Origin of the sequence: Pusillibacter faecalis, assembly GCF_018408705.1 — a bacterium.
Lineage (GTDB): Bacteria > Bacillota > Clostridia > Oscillospirales > Oscillospiraceae > Oscillibacter > Oscillibacter faecalis.
The window spans coordinates 1,980,830-2,005,232 of record NZ_AP023420.1 but is presented as its reverse complement, the minus strand read 5'-3'; the positions used below and the strand labels follow the sequence as shown (position 1 = coordinate 2,005,232).

At 56.6% G+C, this 24,403-nt stretch carries 29 protein-coding genes, 5 tRNA genes and 2 riboswitches; of the genes, 13 read left to right on the top strand and 21 right to left on the bottom strand.

All coding sequences use genetic code 11. The features are described 5' to 3' along the window. Positions 1-52: 52 nt before the first annotated feature. The 3 genes from fliE to flgB are packed head-to-tail and all read right to left on the bottom strand — an operon-like array spanning position 53 to position 1,263. Positions 53-346: a flagellar hook-basal body complex protein FliE gene (gene fliE / locus KJS55_RS10025; protein WP_187029433.1), complete on the bottom strand. Its 294-nt coding sequence runs from the start codon at positions 344-346 to the stop codon at positions 53-55. 22 nt (positions 347-368) lie between these two features. Next, positions 369-830 (bottom strand): flagellar basal body rod protein FlgC, encoded by a 462-nt coding sequence (gene flgC, locus KJS55_RS10020; protein ID WP_187029431.1) that lies wholly within the window; start codon positions 828-830, stop codon positions 369-371. Positions 831-879: 49 nt separating this feature from the next. Beyond that, positions 880-1,263: a flagellar basal body rod protein FlgB gene (gene flgB, locus KJS55_RS10015; protein ID WP_187029429.1), complete on the bottom strand. Its 384-nt coding sequence runs from the start codon at positions 1,261-1,263 to the stop codon at positions 880-882. Positions 1,264-1,660: 397 nt separating this feature from the next. Here flgB and KJS55_RS10010 point away from each other — a divergent pair, with 397 nt between their 5' ends. Continuing rightward, entirely contained in the window at positions 1,661-2,530 is an 870-nt protein-coding gene (locus tag KJS55_RS10010) for a bacteriohemerythrin (protein ID WP_187029427.1), read from the top strand. Between the two features lie 230 nt (positions 2,531-2,760). Here the strand turns inward: KJS55_RS10010 and KJS55_RS10005 are convergent, their stop codons facing one another. From KJS55_RS10005 to KJS55_RS09980, 6 genes are all read right to left on the bottom strand, one after another. Next, positions 2,761-3,426 carry a manganese catalase family protein gene (locus KJS55_RS10005; protein WP_187029426.1) on the bottom strand — a complete coding sequence of 222 codons (666 nt, stop codon included), beginning with the start codon at positions 3,424-3,426 and terminating at the stop codon, positions 2,761-2,763. Between the two features lie 785 nt (positions 3,427-4,211). Beyond that, positions 4,212-4,286 (bottom strand) — tRNA-Cys (locus KJS55_RS10000). Between the two features lie 91 nt (positions 4,287-4,377). Then, positions 4,378-4,453 (bottom strand) — tRNA-Gly (locus KJS55_RS09995). 3 nt (positions 4,454-4,456) lie between these two features. Further along, positions 4,457-4,532: transfer RNA gene (locus tag KJS55_RS09990), tRNA-Phe, on the bottom strand. 29 nt (positions 4,533-4,561) lie between these two features. Beyond that, positions 4,562-4,638, bottom strand: a tRNA-Asp gene (locus tag KJS55_RS09985). Between the two features lie 10 nt (positions 4,639-4,648). Next, positions 4,649-4,725: transfer RNA gene (locus tag KJS55_RS09980), tRNA-Val, on the bottom strand. 205 nt (positions 4,726-4,930) lie between these two features. On the opposite strand from KJS55_RS09980, the gene guaA reads away from it, so the two are divergent. The 3 genes from guaA to KJS55_RS09965 all read left to right on the top strand — a co-directional run bounded on the left by guaA (position 4,931) and on the right by KJS55_RS09965 (position 9,125). Next, a complete protein-coding gene (guaA, locus tag KJS55_RS09975) occupies positions 4,931-6,214 on the top strand; it encodes a glutamine-hydrolyzing GMP synthase (RefSeq protein ID WP_213543268.1) in 1,284 nt (427 codons plus the stop codon). A 229-nt stretch (positions 6,215-6,443) separates the two neighbouring features. After that, positions 6,444-6,603, top strand: a riboswitch (M-box (ykoK) riboswitch). Positions 6,604-6,837: 234 nt separating this feature from the next. Beyond that, the gene (gene mgtE / locus KJS55_RS09970; protein WP_213543267.1) at positions 6,838-7,878 is read left to right on the top strand and encodes a magnesium transporter; all 1,041 of its coding nucleotides are present in this window, start codon (positions 6,838-6,840) and stop codon (positions 7,876-7,878) included. A gap of 311 nt (positions 7,879-8,189) precedes the next feature. Next, positions 8,190-9,125, top strand: coding sequence for a cation efflux transmembrane domain-containing protein (locus tag KJS55_RS09965; RefSeq protein WP_187029417.1), 936 nt, complete (start codon positions 8,190-8,192; stop codon positions 9,123-9,125). Between the two features lie 176 nt (positions 9,126-9,301). Here KJS55_RS09965 and hslO read toward each other — a convergent pair whose 3' ends face one another. Genes hslO through KJS55_RS09950 form a run of 3 tightly spaced genes read right to left on the bottom strand, consistent with a single transcriptional unit; the run spans position 9,302 to position 11,236 of the window. Further along, a complete protein-coding gene (hslO, locus tag KJS55_RS09960; protein WP_187029415.1) occupies positions 9,302-10,192 on the bottom strand; it encodes an Hsp33 family molecular chaperone HslO in 891 nt (296 codons plus the stop codon). Positions 10,193-10,203: 11 nt separating this feature from the next. After that, complete coding sequence (locus KJS55_RS09955; RefSeq protein ID WP_213543266.1) at positions 10,204-10,941, bottom strand: class I SAM-dependent DNA methyltransferase; 738 nt, start codon at positions 10,939-10,941, stop codon at positions 10,204-10,206. Further along, a complete protein-coding gene (locus KJS55_RS09950; protein WP_187029411.1) occupies positions 10,928-11,236 on the bottom strand; it encodes a YerC/YecD family TrpR-related protein in 309 nt (102 codons plus the stop codon). Before KJS55_RS09950 ends, KJS55_RS09955 begins: the two co-directional genes overlap by 14 nt. A gap of 199 nt (positions 11,237-11,435) precedes the next feature. Between KJS55_RS09950 and KJS55_RS09945 the strand changes: the two genes are divergently transcribed. Continuing rightward, entirely contained in the window at positions 11,436-12,089 is a 654-nt protein-coding gene (locus KJS55_RS09945; RefSeq protein ID WP_213543265.1) for an RsiV family protein, read from the top strand. A 164-nt stretch (positions 12,090-12,253) separates the two neighbouring features. Here the strand turns inward: KJS55_RS09945 and KJS55_RS09940 are convergent, their stop codons facing one another. The 3 genes from KJS55_RS09940 to KJS55_RS09930 all read right to left on the bottom strand — a co-directional run bounded on the left by KJS55_RS09940 (position 12,254) and on the right by KJS55_RS09930 (position 15,191). After that, the gene (locus KJS55_RS09940) at positions 12,254-13,657 is read right to left on the bottom strand and encodes an alanine/glycine:cation symporter family protein (protein ID WP_346345688.1); all 1,404 of its coding nucleotides are present in this window, start codon (positions 13,655-13,657) and stop codon (positions 12,254-12,256) included. Between the two features lie 72 nt (positions 13,658-13,729). Next, a riboswitch (glycine riboswitch) is annotated at positions 13,730-13,821 on the bottom strand. 192 nt (positions 13,822-14,013) lie between these two features. After that, positions 14,014-14,817, bottom strand: a complete 804-nt coding sequence (locus KJS55_RS09935; RefSeq protein WP_187029407.1) for a ZIP family metal transporter — start codon at positions 14,815-14,817, stop codon at positions 14,014-14,016. 26 nt (positions 14,818-14,843) lie between these two features. Next, positions 14,844-15,191 (bottom strand): DUF1294 domain-containing protein, encoded by a 348-nt coding sequence (locus KJS55_RS09930; protein WP_213543264.1) that lies wholly within the window; start codon positions 15,189-15,191, stop codon positions 14,844-14,846. 224 nt (positions 15,192-15,415) lie between these two features. Between KJS55_RS09930 and KJS55_RS09925 the strand changes: the two genes are divergently transcribed. From KJS55_RS09925 to KJS55_RS09890, 8 genes are all read left to right on the top strand, one after another. Continuing rightward, positions 15,416-16,282, top strand: a complete 867-nt coding sequence (locus tag KJS55_RS09925) for a hypothetical protein (RefSeq protein ID WP_228300508.1) — start codon at positions 15,416-15,418, stop codon at positions 16,280-16,282. Positions 16,283-16,522: 240 nt separating this feature from the next. Beyond that, positions 16,523-17,296: a uridine phosphorylase gene (gene udp, locus KJS55_RS09920; RefSeq protein WP_213543263.1), complete on the top strand. Its 774-nt coding sequence runs from the start codon at positions 16,523-16,525 to the stop codon at positions 17,294-17,296. Positions 17,297-17,459: 163 nt separating this feature from the next. Then, a complete protein-coding gene (locus tag KJS55_RS09915) occupies positions 17,460-17,771 on the top strand; it encodes a DUF6442 family protein (RefSeq protein WP_187029399.1) in 312 nt (103 codons plus the stop codon). Then, positions 17,768-17,932 (top strand): hypothetical protein, encoded by a 165-nt coding sequence (locus tag KJS55_RS09910; protein ID WP_187029397.1) that lies wholly within the window; start codon positions 17,768-17,770, stop codon positions 17,930-17,932. The genes KJS55_RS09915 and KJS55_RS09910 overlap by 4 nt, the downstream gene beginning before the upstream one ends. A gap of 24 nt (positions 17,933-17,956) precedes the next feature. After that, positions 17,957-18,283 carry a DUF6442 family protein gene (locus KJS55_RS09905; RefSeq protein ID WP_187029395.1) on the top strand — a complete coding sequence of 109 codons (327 nt, stop codon included), beginning with the start codon at positions 17,957-17,959 and terminating at the stop codon, positions 18,281-18,283. A gap of 11 nt (positions 18,284-18,294) precedes the next feature. After that, positions 18,295-18,600 (top strand): DUF6442 family protein, encoded by a 306-nt coding sequence (locus tag KJS55_RS09900; RefSeq protein WP_187029393.1) that lies wholly within the window; start codon positions 18,295-18,297, stop codon positions 18,598-18,600. A 4-nt stretch (positions 18,601-18,604) separates the two neighbouring features. After that, positions 18,605-18,814: a helix-turn-helix transcriptional regulator gene (locus KJS55_RS09895; protein ID WP_187029391.1), complete on the top strand. Its 210-nt coding sequence runs from the start codon at positions 18,605-18,607 to the stop codon at positions 18,812-18,814. A 14-nt stretch (positions 18,815-18,828) separates the two neighbouring features. Beyond that, on the top strand, positions 18,829-19,137 hold the full coding sequence (locus KJS55_RS09890; protein WP_213543262.1) for a DUF6442 family protein: 309 nt from the start codon (positions 18,829-18,831) through the stop codon (positions 19,135-19,137). Positions 19,138-19,217: 80 nt separating this feature from the next. On the opposite strand, the gene KJS55_RS09885 is transcribed toward KJS55_RS09890, so the two are convergent. The 6 genes from KJS55_RS09885 to KJS55_RS09860 all read right to left on the bottom strand — a co-directional run bounded on the left by KJS55_RS09885 (position 19,218) and on the right by KJS55_RS09860 (position 24,399). Next, the gene (locus KJS55_RS09885; RefSeq protein ID WP_213543261.1) at positions 19,218-20,087 is read right to left on the bottom strand and encodes a nitroreductase family protein; all 870 of its coding nucleotides are present in this window, start codon (positions 20,085-20,087) and stop codon (positions 19,218-19,220) included. Between the two features lie 184 nt (positions 20,088-20,271). After that, positions 20,272-21,210, bottom strand: coding sequence for a homoserine O-acetyltransferase MetA (gene metA, locus KJS55_RS09880; protein ID WP_187029385.1), 939 nt, complete (start codon positions 21,208-21,210; stop codon positions 20,272-20,274). Between the two features lie 3 nt (positions 21,211-21,213). Beyond that, positions 21,214-22,497, bottom strand: coding sequence for an O-acetylhomoserine aminocarboxypropyltransferase/cysteine synthase family protein (locus KJS55_RS09875; RefSeq protein WP_213543260.1), 1,284 nt, complete (start codon positions 22,495-22,497; stop codon positions 21,214-21,216). Between the two features lie 355 nt (positions 22,498-22,852). Continuing rightward, positions 22,853-23,386 (bottom strand): dihydrofolate reductase family protein, encoded by a 534-nt coding sequence (locus KJS55_RS09870; RefSeq protein ID WP_213543259.1) that lies wholly within the window; start codon positions 23,384-23,386, stop codon positions 22,853-22,855. Then, positions 23,386-23,703 (bottom strand): hypothetical protein, encoded by a 318-nt coding sequence (locus KJS55_RS09865; RefSeq protein ID WP_213543258.1) that lies wholly within the window; start codon positions 23,701-23,703, stop codon positions 23,386-23,388. Before KJS55_RS09865 ends, KJS55_RS09870 begins: the two co-directional genes overlap by 1 nt. Positions 23,704-23,736: 33 nt before the next feature. After that, a complete protein-coding gene (locus KJS55_RS09860) occupies positions 23,737-24,399 on the bottom strand; it encodes an aspartate/glutamate racemase family protein (RefSeq protein ID WP_213543257.1) in 663 nt (220 codons plus the stop codon). Positions 24,400-24,403 lie beyond the last annotated feature (4 nt).

Sequence of the window (24,403 nt, the reverse complement as noted above, 5' to 3'; positions counted from 1 at the left end):
CAACCAGGAAAAGGAGGGTACCCTCCTTTTGGTCCGATTTTTGTTCTTTCGATTATAGGCTGATCCGCGTCAATTCAGAGTAGGCGTCCAGCGCCTTATTCCGCAGCTGCACCAGCAGGCTCACCGCCAGCTCGCTTTTTGATGAGGCAACCATGAGAGCGGCCGGATTGTCCAGCTGCCCGGTGGCCAGCAGGTATTCCGCCTCCACCTTCTGCGCGTCAGTTTCTTTTACATGGTCAATCGCCGACTGAAAAACCGCGCGGAACATATTGGGATTCTCCGCCGCCAAGCCCGGTTCCCGTATACCGTCCGCGATCGGGGTCAACCGTTCAATGGGTGAAATCATAACCATTCTCCCTCTTTCAATCTTACCTGCCGATTTCCAGGCCCTTCGCCACCACACTCTTCAAGGTGTTGAATGCAGTCACATTGGCGGAGTACGCCTGTGTGGCCGCCATGGCGTCGGTCATCTCCTTCACCATATCGACATTTGGCATCTCCACATAGCCATCTTCATTGGCGTCCGGATGTGTGGGGTCATAGACCAGCTTCATGGGAGAGGGGTCCTCCACAATCTGCGTAACCCGGACACCGCCGGCGGTGGGAGCGCCAGCGTTCGGTGTCAGGCCTTCCGCAGCTCTGGCCATGGCCGCCCGGAAGTCGTCCCGTCCTGCCACAGACTGAAACACCACCATTTTCCGGCGGTATGGACCGCCGGCCTCCGTTCTGGTCGTGGTGGAATTCGTTACATTTTCTGCCACCACGTCCAACCGCAGCTGCTGTGCCGTCATTCCAGACGCCACAATGTTCATGGAACTCAAAAATGCCATATCGCTTCTGCTTCCTTTCCTGCCGCAACCTCTTCTGCTCCAGCCCTGCTCAGCCCTGGATCGCTGTCCGAAGCGCGGACAGATCGCTGTTGATCGCGCTCATCACATACTGGAGCTGATAGGCGTTGCGAATCATCTCCGTGCTCTGCTCCGTCACATTAACGCCGTTTTCGTCCATACGTGTGGACACCATCTGTTCCACCACCGCAGCGTCTGAACCGCTCAACACCTCTTCCACCGCACTTTTCGGCGCTGCAGAATGCCGCGCCTGCTCCAGTCTTGCCTTCAGCGTCTCCTCAAAGGTCACGATCTTCGCCTTGTATCCAGGCGTTTCCGCATTGGCAATGTTGTCCAAAATCGCAGCCTGTTTCGTCCACAAAAACGCCATGGACTTCTCCATCATCAAAAAAGAGTTGCTCGACAAAAAATCCATATGTTCCTCCCGACCGATTCTTCATCCTTCGCGGGTATTCCCAGCGTATTCCTTGATCTTTTGATACCTGAAACAGGCTCATTCGACATTTTTCTTACAGCAAATATTATAGGTGGACCAATCTGAAAACGCAAGAAAAATTTATTGCTTAAATTGCCACGTTATTTGCTCAAATTGCTTAAAAATCTTTTATGTTGATATGGGGCTCTCGGCTGGCGCAGATGGTTTTGTTTGTTTTCACAAATATTTTTGTTTCTGCAGCGGTACAAAACCTGTCTTTTTGATTTTTTGACTAAGCTTTTATATATCAGGACTTATCTTTATGAAAATTTGTGTCGATAAAAATAGAAGATAAGATAAACCTAAATTTTCAAAAAGAGCGGCAGGGGGTACCATCATGCTTTTAGCCGAAGAATACTACATTGGTGTGCCACATCTGGACGCACAGCACCGCGCCTTATTTAAGACCATAGATCGTGTAAAAGACATTTTGATGAAAGACGACTACGAGCGGAATAAACGTCTTTGCAAAGAGGCTATCAAATTTTTTGAGGACCACGCTTCCCGCCATTTCTCCGATGAAGAGGAGTATATGCGCTCCATTCACTTTGCCAATTACGAGCCGCACAAAGCGCAGCACGACGCTATCAAGGAAAACCTTCTCCTTCTCGAGAAGGATATCCTCGCCAGCGACTATTCCCCTCAGTCCATCAAACATCTGCTAGGTACCATGATGGCCTGCCTTGCTTATCATACCATTGAAATTGACAGCGTCATCGGAAAGGAGATTCCTCGGATTGACTGCTCAAACGATGCGGCCGTTGCCTTGGAAAAGGCCGTGGTCCGCATCTCCTCCGAACTTTTCCGTATTGTTTTAACTCTTGCCAACGGAAATTATAGCGGTTTTCCCCTTGGTCAAAAAATCTTCTGCTATACGGACTGTAGCCACCCGGATGGCCGCCGCTTCTGTATCTTGTCCGCTCTCAACAAGCAGGTGGTGCTGCAGGCTGTCACCCTGCTCTTTTCTTCCAAGCAGACCGAAATCGACGAGCTGGTACTCTCTGCCATCGAGGAGCTGAGCGCGATGCTGGCCATTCACTTTGTCCGGAATTATCAAAACGGAGATTTTTTCCATGTGGATTGTGTAAAAATCCTTGACGAAAAGCAGCTTGCCAAAACGCTTCCAAGCCACGAGCCATTGTGCAGCCTGCTGTTTGACAGCGTGCACGGCGCGTTCCTGCACCGGGTCTGGGATTTTCCTCGTTGAAACGGCAAGAACAGCAAATGAAATACCGCTCCGAGGCAGCATTCCCAGCAACAGTGGATGCATATCATTTTGCAGCGAGTACAGGCCGGATGCCAAAAACGGCTGCAATGTACCAACCAAGCAAGACCACTCACGCAAAATGTCTTGAAGTTCTTACAAACCATGAACACGCAGAAAGGCCCCATTGATATCCGAACCTTAAGAGAGTTCCGATGTCAATGGGGCTTCATTTATTTTGCAAACTTGGGTGCGGTCACTTCGTTTCCCGCGAAGGCATTGGGGCCGGGGTTGGACAGCGAGAAATACATCTTTGCCGCCTTGGTCGTGCCGAAGTCCCGGTTGGAGCCGCTGTCCTGCACCTCGTTAAAAGCGTCCCGGAACATCTGGTTGTGAGCTTCCTCCCGGTTGAGCAGAAAGTCGATCGTCTCCCGCACTTTTTTGTCCTCGATCTGGCGGTAAAGATATTCGTACACCACCTTGGCCCGCTGCTCAGACGCAATATTGCTCAGCAGGTCTGCACAGAGGTCGCCGGTCACGGTGACATAGTCCGCTGTCCAAGAATAGCCAGAGGCATTGATGAGCCCGGGATTCAAGCCCAGCAGAACATGTGTCTCGATCTCGCCCGCCTGGACTTTGTCGGCCTCCACATTGTGGCCATTGAGCAGATTGATGGTCTGGGCGACCATTTCCATGTGGCTCAGCTCTTCAGCCGCAATATCCATGAACAAATCTTTGATCTTCGGGTCTTTGATCCGGAAGCTCTGAGACATATACTGCATGGCGGCTTTCAGCTCACCGTTGCCGCCGCCAAGCTGTTCCTGCAACAGCGCCGCGTACTGCGGATTGGGCCGCTCCACCTCTACCGGATGAAACAACAGTTTTTCGTGCTTAAACAAGCACATCACCCCTTCCATTTGGTTGGTGTTAGTTTTCCGCAATTTTGGAAAGCTATGCATATTGGCCGGCCGTCTTTCAGAGCGAGACCCCTGGGCAAGCAAAAGATAAGTAGGTTTCCCCATTTATGGCACTGAGCGATTGAGCCAAACTGTTGTAAATTCATATCGTCCTAACAAAGTGGCCGGATTCAGTTTGGGCCGGCCTCCTCAGCCCTCTGTGCTCCCTGCAATCCTCTCCGGCGAATACCTGGAACCTTCCTGCCCGACAGATCCTTCTTCAATATAGGTCTCAATGTGATCTCATCTCAGTCTCGCCATAATCATATTCCATGATCAGCTCCCCCCAGTAGCCCTGAAGAGTGGAGTGCATATTTTACCCCGAAGCTTCCAACAGCTTCTTTCCCAGAGACAAAAAGCCTTTCATTCAAAATATCAAGAATGCATGTCCAGGTAGAAATATGTTTGCTTTGCAGCATCCAAAATGGAAGCGGCACAGCATGGTGCATCCCATTCAGAGCCTGTTTTTTTAGAGGGATGAAGCATATCCAGTCTTATCATGAAGTTCGCCTCCATCAAATACTGAGGCATCAGATACCGAAAGCGTGTAAATCTACGTATGGGGGATGGTATCAAAAAGTCAGGTTCATGCTTTGCAAAAATAGCTCCTCAATTTTTACATTTGTCAAAGATCTCCCCAAAGCTGAAAGGCCTTTGTAACCCAGGGCCTTTCAAAAAAAGCCGCCCGTATTTCGAACCTTCCTGTCGAAATACGGGCGGCGCCCATTTGGAGGTGACACCCGGATTTGAACCGGGGAATGAGAGTTTTGCAGACTCTTGCCTTACCACTTGGCTATGTCACCATCGTTACTCTATATTATATGCGAACTTTTGCAAAAAGTCCACACTTATTTTTGGAAAACAATACCCACACTCTCGTGTGGGCATTGCCTGTGGAGCGGGCAACGAGGCTCGAACTCGCTACCTCCACCTTGGCAAGGTGGCGCTCTACCAGATGAGCTATGCCCGCAGGTGGTGCCCAGAGCCGGAATCGAACCAGCGACACGTGGATTTTCAGTCCACTGCTCTACCAACTGAGCTATCTGGGCAAATCCACAGAGCAGCTGCCCCATGGAAATGGCGACCCGGAACGGGCTCGAACCGTCGACCTCTAGCGTGACAGGCTAGCGTTCTAACCAACTGAACTACCGGGCCATATTGTGTTTGGTGGGAACAACTGGACTCGAACCAGTGACCCCCTGCTTGTAAGGCAGGTGCTCTAACCAGCTGAGCTATGCTCCCCTGTTGCCGTGTTCGTCAGACGGCAAAGTTTATTATACGCATGAGAGGGCTGTCTGTCAACCCAAATCTTCAAAAAATTTTTATTTTTGAAAAAGACAGATCGCCAGCCAGGAAATTCCGGAAAAAGCCCCGGAGCCTATTGCGTCGATGGGGTTCCCGTGGTAGGATATTTTTGTTATTTTCTAACAAAGTGAAGGAGGAAGTTATGAAGCAGGATATGATTTTAATCTTGGACCTGGGTAGTGAGGCGAATCCCCGCCTGGCCCGGGAAATCCGTGCGATGGGTGTCTACACAGAAATTCACCCCCACGATATTTCAGCGGAGGAGCTGGAAGCCCTCCCTGGTGTTAAGGGCATCATTTTGAATGGCGGTCCCAACCGGGTAGTGGACGGTGTGGAGATCGACGCTGGCCCGGCCGTTTATGGTTCCGGTATACCGCTGCTGTGCATTGAGCACAGCGGTGCCCCCGCCCTTTCAGAGGATACCCGGGAACAGACGCTGCGGAGCTTTGTCTTTGATACCTGCAGAGCCGAGGCCAACTGGAACATGGACAATTTTATCTCCGACCAGGTGGAGCTAATCCGTCGTCAGGTAGGAACTAAAAAAGTTCTGCTGGCACTGAGCGGCGGCGTGGATTCCTCCGTGGTGGCAGCGCTGCTGATTCGGGCCATCGGCAAGCAGCTCACCTGCGTCCATGTGAACCACGGCCTGCTGCGCAAGGGCGAACCTGAGCAGGTGGTGCAGGTCTTCCGCCATGAGATGGACGCGAACCTGATCTATGTGGATGCGGTGGACCGCTTCCTAAACAAGCTGTCCGGCGTCAGCGACCCGGAGCGTAAGCGCAAGATCATCGGCACGGAGTTTATCCGCGTTTTCGAGGAGGAGTCCCGGAAGCTGGAGGGCATTGACTTCCTGGCCCAGGGCACCATCTATCCCGACATCATTGAGTCTGGCACTAAGACCGTCAAGGCCGTCAAGAGCCACCACAACGTGGGCGGACTGCCGGAGGACTTAGGGTTCCAGTTGGTGGAGCCGCTGAAGATGCTTTTTAAGGACGAGGTCCGCGCCTGCGGCAAGGCTCTGGGCCTGCCCGACTCCATGGTTTACCGCCAGCCCTTCCCCGGCCCGGGCCTAGGCGTGCGTTGCCTGGGGGCCATCACTCGGGATCGTCTGGAGGCCGTCCGGGAGTCCGACGCCATCTTGCGGGAAGAGTTCGCGAAAAATGGTCTGGAGGGCAAGGTGTGGCAGTACTTTACCGCCATCCCCGACCTCAAAAGCGTGGGCGTACGGGATGGAAGGCGAGCTGACGAGTGGTGTGTGATCATCCGTGCTGTCAACACCGTGGACGCCATGACCGCCACGGTGGAAAACGTGCCATTTGACCTACTGCAACATATTACTGCCCGCATCACCGCAGAGGTACAGGGGGTCAACCGGGTACTGTTCGACCTAACACCAAAGCCCTCTGGGACCATCGAGTGGGAATGATTTCTTAAAGTCGAAATAGGTCAAAATTGTTAGGTTTTGGATTGTTAATACTTTCTTTTGCAATCATTTGACAGCATTTTTATGATAACAATAGCGCTGATTGGGCTCTCCTTCTCTCCAGTCAGGAAACGGATGGCGTCTGCTCGTCTCACTATTACGGCAGCACCAACCAAAAAATGATAAAGTTTGCAGTCTCTCTTGACACAGAAGGAAAAAAGTGCTATTCTTTCAGACAATCCGGTAGGTAAGGCTACTGTAGGGATATGGGTTGCTGCCGCAAAAGGATGGAGACATCCTGCGCTGGTTGAACAGGTCCAGTCGAATTCAAGGCTGAACATAATGCAACTTCACCGCCCTGCGAAGCTAAAGCTCAGACGGTGGACCCTATTTGTTTATCGTATGCGGGCCCCACCGTGGGGTCCGCATTTTTTATGCCGGAGTTTTTGTCCAACCGGGAAAGGTAGGTGAACAGAATGGACAGTGGAAGCAGAGGCACAGGCCGATCAGAATACAAGAGATGTTTCGGGTCCATTCTGGTCCCAGACAGGCCCTGACCGGCCCGGGCCTCCCATCACAGGGATATCGAACATATCCCAGCGAACCTGTGAAATGGAGGTACTGACATGACGATATTCAAAAACTTGGTCCACAAAAATGTTTGCCGCACTGCCCAGTTCTGGCCTCAGCCAAAAACTTTAAGTCTGGGCACCGTGGGTGATGTGATGGCTTCCTCCCCCCTGACGATTGCTCCCAGTATGAAGGTGTACGAGGCAGTGGAGCGGGTACGTCAGGTGGGCTTCTCCAGCCCCCAGATGAATACCTGCTATGTGGTGGATGAAAACGGCCTGCTCCTGGGGCTAGTCACTGTCCGGGACCTGATCCTGGCCCGTGGTGGGCAGCTTATCCAAAGCGTCATGAACGCGCCCAGTGTCACCTTGGCGCCTGGGGATAGCCAGAAGGCCGCTGCTCAATTTATGGAGCAGTTTGACTTGTTGGAGCTACCGGTTGTAGAGGACGAGCGCTTGGTGGGTGTGATCACGGCGGACGATGCCATGTCCATCCTCAAGGATGAGGCCACCGAAGATATGGAGCACATGGCAGCCATGGCTCCCTCAGAAAAGCCCTATCTCCAGGCCAGTGTGTGGTCGATCTACCGCAGCCGCATTGTGTGGTTACTGGTGCTCATGCTCTCGGCCACCATCACAGGGGCTATCATCAGCCACTTTGAGGCCGCTCTGGCCGCCCAAGTGGCCCTTACTGCCTTTATTCCCATGCTTATGGACACTGGCGGGAACTGCGGAAGCCAGTCTTCTGTCACTGTAATTCGGGGGCTCTCCCTGGGGGAAATTCGTTTCTCTGACTGGTTCCAAGTGGTCTGGAAGGAATTTCAGGTCTCCCTGCTGTGCGGTTTCACCTTGGCGGCAGTGACCTACCTTCGGGTGGCCATTTTCAATCATCAGGACCCGGTGGTGGCTCTGGTCGTGGCCATATCCTTGGTGGTGACGATAGTATCCTCTAAACTCATCGGCTGTCTGTTGCCCATCGCTGCCCGCAAGGCAGGGATGGACCCGGCAGTGATGGCCAGCCCTCTGATTACCACAGTGGTAGACGCCACCGCCCTTATTACCTACTTTCAGGTTGCCTGCTGGCTGCTGCCTATGTGACCAGTCTCTCATTGGCAGGTACTGGTGTTCTTCTTCAAACTCTTCTCCGGAAAATCAAAGAGAAATGCCGAAACGGAAAAAGCTCCGGGGTCCTCAGGATTCTGGAGCTTTTTTCATGGAGAAAACGCCAGATTCTAGCTGCATAAGAGCTGAATACAGGATTTTCTCCGCAAAATTTTCACTCAGGCAGGCCTTCAAAACAGTCTCCGGGATTGCCGTTAGAGACGCTTTGTGATATGATAAAGCAGAATTTTAAACGGCCCTGCGGCTTTGGACAGCTCCCAAACAGGTGGGAGAAAGGAGACGCGCATATGTCGCATACGGAGAAAAAGGAACAGAGCGTATTATGGCTCTCGTTTTACGCCGGACTTCTGTTCGCGGCTGCGGAATTTGTCTTTTCCATTTTCAGCGGCTCTCAGTCGGCACTGATGGACGCGGTTTATGATGCATCAGAGCTGGTATTTATTGTCTTTATTCTCTTTTTAACGCCGTTGTTTTACAAGCCCATTTCAGAAAAATATCCCTACGGCTTTTTCCAAATTGAGTCTATCATTCTCATGATCAAGGGCGTCATGATGCTCTCTGTCACATTCAGCGTCTCGGCTGACATCATCGGGAAAGCCCTTTCAGGCGGCAATCATGTGAATGCACAGCAGGTGGCGGTGTTTCAGGCGGTTCTGGGCACCTGCAGCGTATTGATCTATTGGGTGATGAAACGGAAGAACCGCGTTCTATCCTCGCCCACTATCCAAGCAGAGCTGCTGGGGTGGAAGCTGGACACATGCTACAGCTTCGGTCTGTCCCTGGCCTTTTTTGCCTCCTCTTTTTTGGCTAAAACTCCGTTGAAATTTCTGACCCCTTACTTTGACCCCCTCATGGCTGTGGTGGTAGCGGCGCTGATGCTGCCGGAAAACCTTCGGATGCTGTGGGCGGCTATCAAAGACGTCTTTTTATTCTCGCCGGATCAGGAGATGCTGGATCAGGTAAAAACCGTCTCCACACAGGTCCTGGAGCCCTACCGCTTCACCCCTGCCTTTTTCGATATTATCCGGACAGGCCGTTTCCTGTGGATTTCGGTATATTTCACCATTTCCGAAGATACCCTCCGCGTAGCAGATCTGTCAGCTGCCACCAAGCAGATCAACCATCAGCTGAGTATGCTTTTCGAGAACTGCGTCTGTGAGCTGATCCCCTCCACAGACGAAATGCCGAGGCAGTCCCCCCGCTCCGGTGGAATGCCCGGCTGATTGGCCATCATGCTGTCACATCTCACTCGCTTTCCCACCCCATCGCAGGTAGATTTTTACAAAGCAAGGTTTTTTGTACTCTCGCCGCCGCTGAGGCGAACAGCCAAATACATGCCCCGACAGATGTCTCTCCAAGTTGAAAGAGCGGGCGGCCCCACGGCCGCCCGCTCTTAATATCACTTCTTTTTTCCCATACCCTGGACAAGGGCCTCCAGGTCCTCTCTGGCAAAGTGCTGCACATTGTCACAGAACCGGCAGGTCAGATCTGCATATCCCTGCTCGTCGATCATGCTCTGCAGCTCCGCAGGACCCAGGCTGATCAGTGCGCGCTCCATCCGCTCCCGGCTGCAATAGCAGCGGTACGCAATCGGGCTGGTCTCCAGAATCTCCAGTTCAAAATCCGGCATCACCCGGCGCAGCAGCGACTCGGGATCACTGTCCTGGCTCAGCAGGCTCGTCACCGAGCCAGCGGACAGGACGCCGCCCTCCACTTTGGAAATGATATCCTCCCCAGCTCCGGGCAGCAGCTGGATCAGATACCCCCCCGCCGCCAGCACGCTCTGATCCCGGTCCACCAGAACCCCCAGGCCGCAGGCTGTTGGAATCTGCTCCGACTCCACAAAGTAAGCCGCGAGATCCTCAGCAATCTCACCGCCCAGCAGCGCGACGCTGCCCACATACGGTTCTTTCATATTGAGGTCCCGGATGACGGTCAGCGTACCGTCCTGGCCGACGGCAGTCCCCACGTCCAGCTTCCCATCGCTTCGCAGCGGCAGCTCCACCGCCGGTTGCTCCACAGTGCCCCGGACGTTGCCCTGATTATCTGATACCGCTAGCACGGTGCCTAAGGGTCCGCCGCCCTTGATCTGCAGCGTCACGCTGGCCCCCTCCCCCTTTAGGGCGTTGCCCAGCATGGAGCATGCCGCCAACACGCGGCCCAGGGCCGCGGTTGCCACAGGCGTGGTTTTGTGAATTTGCCGGGCGCGCTCTGTCAGCGCCCGGGTTGAGACGGCTGTCGCCTTTACAAAGCCATCCTTGCTGATAGCTCTTACCAGTTGATCCTGCATGGATTCGCTCCTCATTTCTTTTTTGCCTGAATCATCCAGCGGTCTTCCTCCGCTTTCGGCGGATGGGTTGTGAGATCGCCGGTAATGGTGATCTCCCCGAATCCCGCCTCCGTTAAAAACTGCCGGAGCTGTTCCTCTGTCCAGGCCCGCTCCCGGTGCTCCTCAAAGCGCCTCTCCCAGGTCCCATTTGGCAACTGCGTGAATACATCCACCTGATAGGTGCATACCTGCGTCCGCTGAGAAAAAAACGTCCTCCAGACGCAAAAGCTCTCCTCGGTCTCGTCCATATAAACCTGTCCATCCATCCGGCGCAGCTTATAGGGTGTGTTCACATCAAACAAAAACACACCGCCGCCCTTCAGCCAGCGGCATACCCTGCCCAGGGTCTGCCGCAGCGCGCGCTCTGTGGTCAGGTAATTAAGGGAGTCCAATGTAGAGATGGCGGCGTCCACCGGTTCTAGCAGCCGCAGGCGGCTCATCTCCTGGTGTAAAAAGAAGGGCGGATTCTCCAGCTCCTGGGCCTTGACCGCTGCCTGGGCCAGCATCTCCTCAGAGCCGTCGGTGGCGATGACCTGATAGCCCCGCTGTGCCAGCAGGCAAGCAATCGTCCCTGTGCCGCACCCCAGGTCCAGAACTGTGTGGACGGACTTTCCGCGCAGGAATCGCTCTAAAAAGGCGGCCCGCCGGCGGTGGGCCGCATCCGCCATCAGGCGATCATAGCTGTCCGCCAGGGCCTCATACTGGCTCATCGTCTTGTTTCCGCTTGATCCGCCGGAACAGCTTCTCATAGGCGCCGGTTCCATAACTGAGAGAACGGTTGACCCGGCTGATCGTGGCGCTGGAGGCCCCTGTCCGTTCCAGAATGTCGTTATAAATCATACCGTCGTCCAGCAGAGAGGCCACCTCAAAGCGCTGTTCCATAGACCGCAGCTCTGACACAGTGCACAGGTCCTGGAAGAAGTCATAGCACTCCTGCTCATCTTTCAACTGTAAAATCGCCTTATACAGCTCGCCGTTCTTCTCTTTTTTACCGATTTTCACCACAGCAAAAGCCTCCCTCGGTACATGTTGGCCCACCAGGAGAACTGATTGGCCTTTTTCTATGTTAGCATTGTACTGCGCGAAAGTAAAGAGGCGTCCTGTAAATTTTTTTACGCTTTACAGTGTGATATGACCGCCGCACCACAGTCCGTCCTCTGGCATAGGCTGAAACAAACCGGCGTTCAAAGGAGGCACGGCCACGATGACGATAGAACCATATTCTGCGGAGCGGGAGTGGACGGTAGAGGGAATCCCCGTTCTGACTGCGACAGTGTCAGTTCCCCACCCGGTACCGGAAAAGGAGTGGCGCCGGATGCGGCGGTATTATCAGCTTCAATGCCGCTCCTATCTCCGTTACTGCGAGAAATGGCTTCTGCCCCAAGCGGAGACGGAGTACCGGGAGGCTCTGGCTGCCAGTGCTCCGCTGCCTTGCTTCCGGGCAGAGCTGAACTACTGCATTACTTACCAGGATGACCGCTTTCTGAGCCTCTATACATACTCCCGCGAGGTTACGGTACCTGGCCCCCCACTGGTTACACGCCGTGGAGACACCTGGGACCTTGCCTCTGGGTATCCCGTGCCCCTGTCCGCCTGGTTTCCCCAGAGCCGTTCCTGGAAACGGCGGCTGCTGGACTTTGCCGCAGAGGAAATCCGCGCGCAGGAGCGCGCAGGTGTAGCCCGTTACCGCGAGGGCTGGTCCCGGGAACTGCGCCGCCGCTTTAACCCGCAGAACTACTATCTGACGGCGGAGGGGCTGGTCTTTTTCTTCCCCATGTATGCCATCGCCCCCTCCGTGGAGGGCATCCCAACCTTTTTGTTTCCTTATGACCGTAAGGGACCCGAGAAACAGGCATAGAAACTCATGCGCAATGCAGCGCACTAAGGACACAGGCAAATGCAGACGCGCAGGAAGTTTTTGCGCATCCTTTCCAGTTGCCCGGTAGGGGCGAGAAAAGGATGCGCACTTTACACGTCCGGATCGCAAACAAACAGGAGCAAAAGCTCCTGTTTGTTTGCGATTTATTTTGGCTGGTCCACACGGTCCTTTCCGTCTCGCGCCGGGAGCGCCCGGACCACCATGCCTGACAGTGCAAATAGGGCGATGGCATTGGGAATCACCATCAGATTATTGAACATGTCCGTCAGCTCCCACACCAGGTCGTTGGAGGTGACGGTTCCCAGGAAAATGAACACCAGGGCAATCACTGTATAGACCTTGACACCTTTTTTCCCAAAGAGGTAGTTTACATTGATCTTTCCAAAGAGGTTCCAGCCCAAAATGGTGGAGAAGGCGAAAAAGAACAGGCACACCGCCACAAACATGGCCCCCAGACTTTCACCGAACACAGTCCCAAAGGCGGTTTGCGCCAGGTTGGTTTTATCCAAGATCTGCGCTGCCGTCTCTGTATAACCGTCCGCCAGGGGGCCTCCCTCAGTGTAGAGCGTGGAGATAATCACCAGAGCGTTTAGGGTCAGCACCACAAAGGTATCAATAAACACACCGATCATGGCCACCACGCCCTGCTCATGCGGGCAGGATACGTTGGCTTGTGCGTGAGCATGTGGTGTGGAACCCATGCCGGCCTCGTTGGAAAACAGCCCCCGCTTAGCCCCCTGGCTGATGGCGATCTTCAGCGCCGCGCCAAAACCGCCGCCGATGATAGCCTGAGGCTGGAAGGCATACCGGAAGATCATGCCGAACGTGGCGGGGATTTCCTGAATTCTCGCAACGAGAACCACCAATCCGCCCAGCAGGAAGACGGCTGCCATGACCGGTACCAGCTTTTCCGTTACTGCGGCCAGCCGCTGCACGCCACCCAGGAAAATCACAGCGCAGACAATGACCAGTACAATCCCAACGATCCAGGAGGGAATGCCGAATGCGGTCTCAAAGGTGGAGCCAATGGAGTTGGACTGGACCATGCACCCCATAAAGCCCAAGGCCAGGATAATAGCCACGGCAAAAAAGCCCGCCAGGAACTTTCCAAAGCCGCCCCGGAAGGCGGTCGTGATGTAGTATACAGGACCGCCGTGATACGCGCCGTCATCCCCTTTCCGGCGGGTCTCGATGGCCAGAGTGGCCTCCGCGTAGATGGTGGCCATGCCGAAGAAAGCAATGATCCACATCCAAAAGATAGCTCCAGGACCACCTGTGAGAATGGCGCCGGCGGAGCCGACAATATTACCCGTACCCACCTGTGCGGCAATGGCGGTAGCCAGGGCCTGGAAGGAGCTCATGCCGTTTTCATGCCGGTCTCCTCTCAGCTTTAGATTTCCAAAAACCTGTTTCATTCCCGCACCGAAATAGCGAATCTGTACAAAGCGGGTTCTGACGGTATACCACAGCCCCACGCCGATCAGCAAGAACACCAGGATATAGTCCGACAAATAGGCGTTGATCTTCTGCACAATTCCCAACAACATATACTTTCCCTCCTAAAAATAAAGAACGGCCCACTGGCCGCTCCGGAAAGGAAAGGCGCACATATACGCCCATCTTCTCACTCTGTCCTTTTACCTGAGAGATTCAGCAGTTCCCTGCCTTGCACCTTCGGTCCCCGTCTCCGGGCCTCTCCAGAGCCACATCCATTCCTAGTCCCCACCCGTGTCCGGGCGCCTGAGAGTGTTACTCCTTCGGCAGGCTCTCGCCATTCCCCTAGAAACTTCGTTTGCCGTTATGAAGTTGTTAAAGATACGATACCATGTCATAGGCGGAATGTCAACCGCGCCCCTCAAATTCGTCCATCATTCAGCGACATTTCGCCACATATCACAGACAGTTACGTTCCCAGCAATACATCCAACAGCATCATCACCAAAAATCCCCCCATGACACTGAGGGTTCCGGCATGGGAGTGCTCGCCCAGCTGGGCCTCCGGAATCAGCTCTTCTACCACCACGTAGATCATCGCCCCGGCCGCAAAGGACAGTACCCAGGGCATCATACCGCCCACGCTGCCTGCCACCAGCACAGTGATCAACCCGAAGACTGGCTCCACCACGCCGCTGGCGGCACCGCACAAAAAGGCCTTGCCCGCCGGCACTCCCTGGGATTTCATCGGCAGGGACACGGCGGCCCCCTCCGGAAAGTTCTGCAGCCCCATGCCGATTGCCAGCGCCACCGCACCTGCCAATGCGCCGGGGGCCGGGTCCTGGGCCGCAACCGAGAAACTCAGTCCCACCGCCATACCCTCTGGAATGTTGTGCAGCGTTACTGCCAGCACAATCATCGTGGTCCGCTTCCAGTGGGCGGGCAGCCCCTCCGCTTCATCACTTCCGATATGGAGGTGGGGCAGGAGGTTGTCCAGCAGCATCAAAAAGGCGCCGCCCAGTACAAACCCTCCGCCCACCGGCAGCAATACGCCCCGTCCCTGGGCCTCAGCCATCTCCATGGCGGGGATCAACAGCGACCAGACGGACGCCGCGATCATGACCCCAGCGGCAAAGCCTAAGAACGCCTTTTGCAGAATATGAGACATCGCATGCCGGAAGAAAAATACCATCGCCGCGCCCAGGACCGTGGCAAGACATGTGGCGCCAGTTCCCAAGGCGGCGTACAGCAGTTCCTTTTGTATGAGTTCCATCTAGACCTCCCCTTTCTTTCGGGCGCTTACCGGACCACATTCCAATAGAGCCACAGCCCTGCCGGAATCAGAATCTGCACCGCCAAAATCAGCGGGATTCCAATGCGGAAACTCCTGTGAAGCGTCTTGTGGCGCCAGACCCGCATTCCCAGCAGCGCACCCACACTGCCGCCCAGCGCCGCCAGCAAAAACAGCGTCTTCTCCGGCACCCGGCGGGCGCCCTCGTGCTTCTCTTTATATTTTGCCTTGAGCTTGTCAAAGCCAAACACCAAAAACGTCACCAGATTGATCAGTGCCAGCCACAGCCACAACAGCGTCCATGGAGAGCCTGTCCCAATCCACGCCCACACAACATCGTTAGTCGCCTCCGGCATCCTTCCCACCTCTTTCTTATTCTATCCACAGTTTACAGGATTTTGGGAAAAGGTCAATCCTTTTTCCCATATCCGGTGCAACAAAATCCGCCCTTTCACCGACTAAATAAGTACGGAAAGAGCTGTGCGGAACTATTGCGCTCCTCTCCCTGCCTCAGAGATATGGCAAAGGAACATGCGGGAGTATTTCTGATAGCGCCGCCCATGGCGTTAGAATGGAGGATATGATGAAACGTTTGCTGGTTTGGTTCAGTATCTGCCTGTGCCTGCTGTCAGGCTGTACAAGTGCAGAGGAAACACCGCCGTCAGAGGGTGCCGCCGCAGTATGCCGTGTGATCTCGGAGGAGGATGGCTCGCTGCTGCTGGCGGAGGACGGCGGCGATGTGTATACGCTCTCTCTGGGGGACACGCCCCTGACGCTGGACGGCGCGGAGTTTGACCCGGAAGCGCCGGGGGCATATCAGGCGCTGCCGGATGGGTCCCTGGCAGGGACCCTAGTCACCGTCTTTTTTGACGGCACTATCCTGGAGTCCTGGCCCGCCCGGTTCTCCGGCGTCACCGCCCTGGATTTCTCTACAGAGGACTTTGATGACCGCTGCACTCTGTATCTCGCTGTTCTGGAGGACCTTTGGGAGCGGGACGCCGGGTTGAATGGCGGAATTTCTTATCTGGGAGTAGACCTCTCCCAGACCAGCCTGAGTGCTGGAGAGGCGGCCGCCGTGGCCTGGGCATTTTCTGAGGGCCGGGACGCTCAGCTGGTGCAGGGCACCTACGAAGAACTGGTGGAGCAGGGCTACATCGTCGGTGAGCCTTTGGAGGAGTCTGACGCGGTGTTCTGGGAGTGGAAGGACGGCATTCTCTTCTCTATCACGGAGACGGACGAGCCGGTGACCTTCAATCTACCCGCTATGGGGGTGGATGACGGCGGCTCCGCCGACATGTCTCAATTTAATGTCAGCGACACGGTCTCCTTTGACGCTCAGAAGTGGCGTAGCGGTCTGGGGGCCTATATCTTCTCCGGCTGCACGGCTGTCCGGAACAATGCCGGTCACTGGGGCGGCTACACTGTGGGCAGCGAAATGATCTCTTAAAAGAGGAGGCCGCACGGCACTTCCCCTGCCGCTCCGCATCAGCACACGGCACCGGACTCCAGACCAGCTGCAGCGTAAATTGGATGAGGTGTGCTGTACCAGCGGGTGAAGCGGCCACGCAGGGGCAGGTGAGGGCTGTTCCGAAAATCGTGAAATGAAACCGCAGTTGGGCACTCCGGTTGAAAAACGTCCCGCAGTCTGGTATAGTGGGTAAAACGATACTGATTGGAGGCGTTTGCCATGCAACCCATGGAACAGCAATTTCATATCCGCTGCAAGTCCGGAGACGTTGGCCGCTATTGCATCCTCCCCGGCGATCCCGGCCGGGTTCCCGCCATCGCCGCGCTTCTGGACGGCGCCCATCAGGTGGCCTGCAACCGGGAATACAACGTGTGGACCGGCACGCTGCTGGGCGAGAAGGTCACTGCCTGCTCCACCGGCATCGGTGGACCATCCGCGGCTATCGCTATGGAGGAACTGCACAAGTGCGGTGCAGACACCTTTTTGCGTACCGGCACCTGTGGCGGTATTGACGTGAACGTTCAGGCCGGCGACTTGGTGGTGTCCACCGGCGCCATTCGCTATGAGCACACGAGCCTGGAATACGCTCCCATTGAATTTCCGGCGGTGCCGGATCTGGGAGTCACCAACTGCCTGGTGCAGGCGGCCAAGAGCCTGGGGCTGCCCTGGCATGCCGGCGTGGTCCAGTGCAAGGACAGCTTCTACGGCCAGCATGATCCGGACTCGTCTCCGGTCTACTATGAGCTCAAACACAAGTGGGAGAGCTGGAAGCGGCTGGGGGTCAAGGCCAGCGAGATGGAGTCCGCCGCCCTCTTTGTGGTGGCGGCGGCGCTCAAGTGCCGCTGCGGCGCCTGCTTCCACGTGATCTGGAATCAGGAGCGGGAGGCCGCGGGCCTGGATCAAAAGCGCCACGAGGATACCAGTTCCTCCGTGCGGACCGCTGTGGAGGCGGTGAAGCTGCTGATTGCAGCGGACCGTGCGGACGGGCGGTAAGGCCAAAAAACCGGAGGGAAGTTCCCTCCGGTTTTTTCTGTTCCGGCGGGCAGGAAATAAAATTTCCGTTCAAGGCTTGACAAGTATACTTGGTATATGCTATCCTCTTTTTGCAAAGTAAACTTGGTATAAAGGCCAGAAAACTAGGCAAGGAGGTTTGGATATGAATCGAGACGAGATTTTGCAGCGCAGCCGCGCGGAAAAAGAGGATGAGGGCAACACCTTTCTGGAAAATCGGGGCCGCCGGTTTGGCGTGGTTGGATTTTGCGCCATGTATATCCTGCTAGTAGTGTTCAATTTTGCAACCGGGCAATCCTCCTATGCGCTTCATGCTCTCTTCTGGGGCTATACGGCGCTGGATGCCTGGGGGAAATACCGGCCCTCTCGGCGGAAGGTGTTTTTGACTACAGCGGTCATGGCGGGCTTCGCGTCGCTGTGCTTCCTGACCTGCCACGTGCTGGAGGTCCTGCGGTGAGAGAGAAGTCCGTTTACGCGCTGGCCGGCGCTTTGCTGCTGGCGGTCTGGGCCGCCGCTCCCCTGGCCGGCACCGGGGCAACATTTGTCACAGTGGAGTGGCTCTGCCCACTGTGCGCCCTGATTCGGGTGGGACTGACCCTGGCAGGGGTTCTCCTGTAAATCCAACAAGAAAGGAACATCCATATGAAAGAAACACTCACCAGAGAGGAAATTCTGGAGCGCAGCAAGCGGGAAAATCGAAACGGCGACGAGCGGGAGCGGACCGTTCGTGTTCAGGGGGAGTCCTTCAGCCTGATCTTCGTATTTCTCATGGGGCTGGCGCTGATCGCCTGGAAGCGGTTTCACAGCCTGCCGGATGAAGATGTGCTGGTGATGTTCTGGACCTCCTGCGCGGCCAGCCGCATCTACCGGCTGACCCAGCGGCGGAATGCCTCCGACATCGTGACGCTTGGAATCTCCCTTGCCTTTTTGGCCTATAATCTGGTAAAATTTTTGCAGACGACCGCGTGAGGAGGGCAGAGATGGAACGGGATGAAATTTTGAAAAAGGCCCAGGCGGAACGGGATGGACTGGATGAGCGGGAGCAGCAGATGCTGGGCGTGTCCTTTGGCTTTGGCGCTGTTTTGATGGCGGCGCTGTGCATTGCTCTGGCGGCCGCGCGGATTTTTCAGGGGGAACACGCCTACGACTACGCCGCCATTCTATTTGCTTATCTGGCCGGCGCTCAGGCCCACCAGTGCTGGAAAACCCGCCGGAGGTCCGCCTTCGTTGCCTCTGCCGTCTACACATTTGCGCTGGCGGCCAACCTGATCTTGTTCCTGGGGTGATGCTATGGACGATCAGTTGATTCTGAAAAACCGGCTGAAGGTGGCCCGGGCAGAGAAGAACCTCTCCCAGACCCAGCTGGCGGAGCTGGTGGGCGTGTCCCGAAACACCATCAGCTCCATTGAGACGGGGCAGTTCAACCCCACAGCCAAACTGGCCTTGGTGTTGTGCATCGCCCTGGACAAGAAATTCGAGGACCTATTTTATTTCGACTGAGACGGGAGGCACCCATGAGGAAAGAGGAAATTTTGGACCGCTACCGGCGCGAGGGGGCCGACGAGGGACTGGATCAGGTGAACCGCCGGGGAGACGACGCGGGCTTTTACGCCCTTCTGGGCCTTGCCCTGCCGCTGATGCTGTACCAGGTGTTCCGCGCCCTGCCCTTTGGGGATTTGTCCGCAGTGCTGTTCGCCTTCGGCGCGGCAGGAATGTTCTCCCGCTACCACAGCACAAAGGACCGCCGATGCCTGGGCTTCGGCATTTTCAACGCCCTGGCGTGCCTGCTGAGCCTGGGCTGGTATCTCTGGCTGACTCTGTAAAAAACACAAGGGGAGCTTTCTCAGCTCCCCTTGTGTTTTCATCATATTCCTTTCTCGCAGGCCGTCCCCTGCTGGCACCTTCAGCCAATGCGGCAGCGGGCAGATACGGAATAGCCAGCCGGAAGCTCCAGACCTTCGTCAGAACCGCCCATCTCCCACTTCAGCTTCCCCAAAAGCTGGGAGGCCACAGCGGAGAAATGCAGCAGCACAATACCCAGGTTCAATCGCGCGTCAATATCGTCTGTGTAGGCGTCCGGCTTTCTCACCAAGACCACATCACTGCCGTGCAGAATAAAGCCATAGGGCTGGCGGTTCATATAGCTGGGCGCCAGGCTCGCAGCATAAAACGCACGCCAGAGCATACTGTCCATATCACCGATCAAGCTGTCCACACCATCGCCGCAGCCCCACCGATCTGCGAAGACCATATCATAGAGACTCACCTTCGGAGCATAGTACTGCCGTACAGCGGCAGCGTTAACATTGGACATGCTCAGGATATTCAGGCGGATCTTTTTGGGCATTTTTTTGCCGTAACCAAACGCCAGAACCCCTGCAACCTGCAGCGGCGTGTCAAGCCCCAGCGCCTCCCGCACCTTGGCTTCATCGGTAAAGGTCAGCCAGCAGCTGTCCAGTCCCATATCAGAGAGCTTCAGCACCAGATCCTCGCCCATGTAGCCGGCGTTTTCCCCGGCATGCTCCGCCGCCTCGGACAAGATCACCAGATAGCAGGGCGCACCAATCAAAAACTCTTGATAGCCAGCTGCGCCCTCCAGGACAGACTGCGTGTCCTTCTCAAAAAAACGGAGTTCCGTCTTGAGTTCCGGAAGCAGCCGCTTGCAACCCTCACGGAAGTATGCCGCCAGCTCCTGCTTCACGGCATCAGGAACGGCTTTGTCCTGAAAGGCACGGACCGACTTGCGAAATTGAATGAGAGCGCTGTAATCCATATGATTTCCTCCTCAAATCTTTCTGTCACCCTGCGCGAATCGCATGGTATGCCATCAATTTATTTACATATTCATACTAAACGATTGATACACAGAAATCAAGCGGATTTTTCAGATATTGCCGAAAAACGGCATAGCCCCAGGCAGAGCGGGCTGCCCCCTCTCTGCTCCCGGCCCGTCTTTATTAGCTGTCCGTACGAATGCCCCGCTCAATGTCCCGGATGTCATAGGGCGCGGTCTGGTACACGCAGTAGTTCAGCCAGTTGGCATAGAGCAGATGGGCACAGCTGCGCCAGTTCATCCGGGGCTTTCGGCTGGGATCGTCTCCCGGAAAATAGTGCTGGGGAATCTGGATGTCCACGCCCGCCGCCAAATCCCGCATGTACTCCCTGCGCAGCGTGTCCCGGTCGTATTCTGCATGGCCCATTAAAAATACCTGCCGGCCCTGATCGGTCTTCACGGCATAGACTCCCGCCTCCCGGGAGGAGGCCAGCACCTTCAGCGCCGGCACCGCCTCAATATCTGCCCGGTCCACCGTGGTATTGCGGGAATGAGGCACCCAGAAGGTGTCGTCAAAGCCCCGGAAAAGGATGAAGTTCGGGTCCTCCACCGTGTGCTCAAAGACGCCGAAGAGCTTTTTCTCCAGCACCCGCTTGGGGATGCCATAATGGTAGTAGAGCCCCGCCTGGGCCCCCCAGCAGATATGAAGGGTGGAGTGGACGTGGGTCTTGGACCACTCCATGATCCGGCACAGCTCCGGCCAGTAGTCCACCTCCTCAAACTCCATCAGCTCCACCGGCGCACCGGTGATCACAAGGCCGTCAAACGTCCGCTCGCACACCTCGTCAAAGGTCTTGTAAAAGGCCAGCATGTGAGCCTGGGAGGTGTTCTTGGACACGTGGCCGCTGGGGGCGATCAGCTCCAGCTCAATCTGCAGCGGCGTGTTGCCCAGCACCCGGGCCAGCTGGGTCTCCGTGTCCACCTTGGTAGGCATCAGGTTCAAGAGCAGAATCTGCAGCGGGCGGATGTCCTGGGTGATGGCCCGGGTCTCCGTCATGACGAAGATGTTCTCCGCCGTCAGCACATTGGTGGCTGGGAGCTCATTTGGAATCTTGATAGGCATGGCTCACACGGCCTCCAGCGCCTGCCGGATGTCCTCGATCAGATCGTCCGCGTGCTCAATTCCGCAGGACAGGCGCACCAGGTCCGGTGTGATACCGGCAGCTGCCAGCTCCTGGTCGTTCATCTGGCGGTGGGTGGCACTGGCCGGATGGAGGACGCAGGTCCGGGCGTCAGCCACATGGGTCTCAATAGCGGCCAGCTTCAGATGCTTCATGAAGGTCTCTGCCGCCATCCGGCCGCCCCGGAAGCCAAAGGACACCACGCCGCAGGTACCGTGGGGCATATATTTTTGCGCCAGCGCATAGTAGCGGTCCCCCTCCAGCCCCGGGTAGGTGACAAAGGAGATCTTAGGGCTCTCCTTGAGGTAGCGCGCAACAGCCAGGGCGTTTTCACAGTGGCGGGGCATCCGGACATGGAGACTCTCCAGCCCCAAGTTCAGCAAAAAGGCGTTTTGGGGGGACTGAATGGAGCCGAAGTCCCGCATGAGCTGGGCGGTACACTTGGTGATAAAAGCTCCGCCCAGGCCGAATTTCTCCGCGTAGGTGATGCCGTGGTAGCTCTCGTCCGGGGTGGTGAGGCCGGGGAACTTGTCAGCGTGGGCCAGCCAGTCGAACTTGCCGCTATCCACGATGCAGCCGCCCACTCCAGCTCCGTGGCCGTCCATATACTTGGTGGTGGAATGGGTAACGATGTCCGCGCCCCAGTCAAAGGGCCGGCAGTTCACCGGCGTTGCAAAGGTGTTATCCACAATCAGCGGCACGCCGTGGGCGTGGGCCGCGTGGGCAAACTTCTCAATGTCCAGCACCGTCAGGGCCGGGTTCGCGATGGTCTCTCCGAACACCGCCTTCGTATTGGGGCGGAAGGCGGCCTCCAATTCCTCCTCAGAACAGTCCGGCTCCACGAAGGTGAACTCCACACCCATCCGCTTCATGGTCACGTGGAACAGGTTGTACGTGCCGCCGTAGATGGTGGAGGACGCCACCACATGGTCGCCGCAGCCGGCGATATTGAACACCGCGTAGAAGTTGGCCGCCTGACCAGAGGAGGTCAGCATGGCGGCGGTGCCGCCCTCCAGCTGGGAGATCTTCGCGGCCACGGCGTCATTGGTGGGGTTTTGGAGGCGGGTATAGAAGTACCCGCTGGCCTCCAGGTCAAAGAGCTTCCCCATGTCCTCGGAGGTGGCGTACTTGAAGGTGGTGGACTGGATGATGGGAATCTGGCGGGGCTCGCCGTTTCCGGGTGTGTAGCCCCCCTGGACGCAGATGGTTTCCGGACGGTAATCGCTCATACATATGCTCCTTTCAGATGCTTGGAACGAAAAAGCAGCTCTCGTCCCAAAGAAATTTCCTTTGAGACGAAAGCTGCCACAGCTTCCGCGGTACCACTCAAATTGCGCCGTCCTCACGGTCCAGCGCCCCTCTCGGAGTCCAGCAACTCCTTCGCACTGACGCAGCGTGCGCGTGGGGCCCTACGGCGCAAAGCACCCTCGAACTCCCGGCTCAGGAGCCATAGGACTTGGGGACCATTCCCACCGGCTCACACCACCCGCCGGCTCTCTGAGGTTCCGTGTCCCCGTCCCTCTCCGTCATCGCTTTGGGCAATATTATAAAAGCCGCCGCCGGATTTGTCAACCGCAGATTTTCTCACGCTCTGCGGGTATAGACCAGCTCCGTGATGCCGTTGCCTGCCATCGTCCGCTCCAGCCGCAGAGAAATCCGGCGGCCAAACGGCTCGAAGAGGCGGATGCCGCCCCCCAGCAGAACCGGAATCAGAGAGATGTCGTAGACGTCAATGAGGTCCGCCTCCATCAGCTGGCGGGAAAGACCCGCGCCCCCGCAAACCCAGATCCGCTTCCCCGGATAGCGCCGCAGCTCCCTCACCAGCTGGCAGGGATTCTGGGCGGTAAATACCCGCCCTGGTGCCGGAGGCACGCTGCGATGGGTGACAATGTAGCTCGTGAGGCCCTCATAGACCCACGCCTCCGGCGAGAGTTCCGTCATGATCTGGTGATAGGTGTTCCACCCCATCACCACTGTGTCCACGTCCCGGATGAAGTCCGCATAGCTGTCCGGGTCCGCCGCGCCTGGGTCCTGGCCCCGCAGCCACTCCACGCCGCCCTGCTCGTCCGCGATGTAGCCGTCCAGGCTCATGGCAATGAATAAGACAACCTCCCGCATCACGCCTCCCTCTCCCTGGTCAGCCGGCCCACCATGGCCACCACGAAACCGACGCTCACCATCCACAAAAGGCCGAACAGACCGATGTTCACAGAGTTGGAGATGGAGGCAATGCCGTATTGAATATCCAGCCAGTTGGCAAAAAGGCTTCGGGTCAGGAAGAAAAAGCCCAGGGCCATACTGATGACATGCCCCGCAAACAGCTTCCGGACATCCCGCCGCCTCCGCAGCAGCATCAAGCCAAAAAACAGCTCCAACACGCTCACCACGGTCACGCCGCCGATGAACAGGGGAATCACCTCAGTCTCGAATGACATCAGAAACTTCCTCCTTCTATGTTTCGTTTTCAGCTATGTACCTGACTGCCTTAGCCGCCGGACCATATCCTCCGCCGGGTCCAGCAGGGGCAGGCTTGTCCGCTCCGCGAGAGATGCCTTGAAGTAGGGAAAGTGCGTGCAGCCCAGTACCAGCGCCTCCATGCCGCAGCCGCGAAACCATTCCGCCAGCTCCGGCAGGCGGTGCCGCTCCACCAGCACCTCCGGCGCCTCGCCGGACTCGATGGCTAACACCACCGGCAAAAGGCACGCCCCCAGCAGCTCCAAAGAGGGATTGGTCCCATACAGCGTCCGCTCAATCCCCGCCAACCCCTGGGCATTGGCGGCGATCAGCCCCAGCCGCCGGAAGCAAGGCGCCAAATCCCGGTAGACCTGCAGCGGCGTCACAATCCGCAGCCCTGTCTCCTCTGCCAAAAGCTCAAACTCCACCGCCGCGGAGAGGGAGTTGCAGTACACCAACACCCGCCGGCACCCCTGCTCCCGGACGCCCTCCAGCACAGAGCGCACCGCGGCGGTCTTCTCCGCCGGGGTGGAGAGCTGGAACGCCGTCTGCCGCCAGGGGTCCTCCGCCATTGGAAACGCCCGTCCCTCCAGCCCATACTCCGCCAACACCCGGACTCCCATCCGGCTATCCACCGGAGTCCCCGCCAAAACCGCGGTCCACTCCGCCTCCCACATCTCT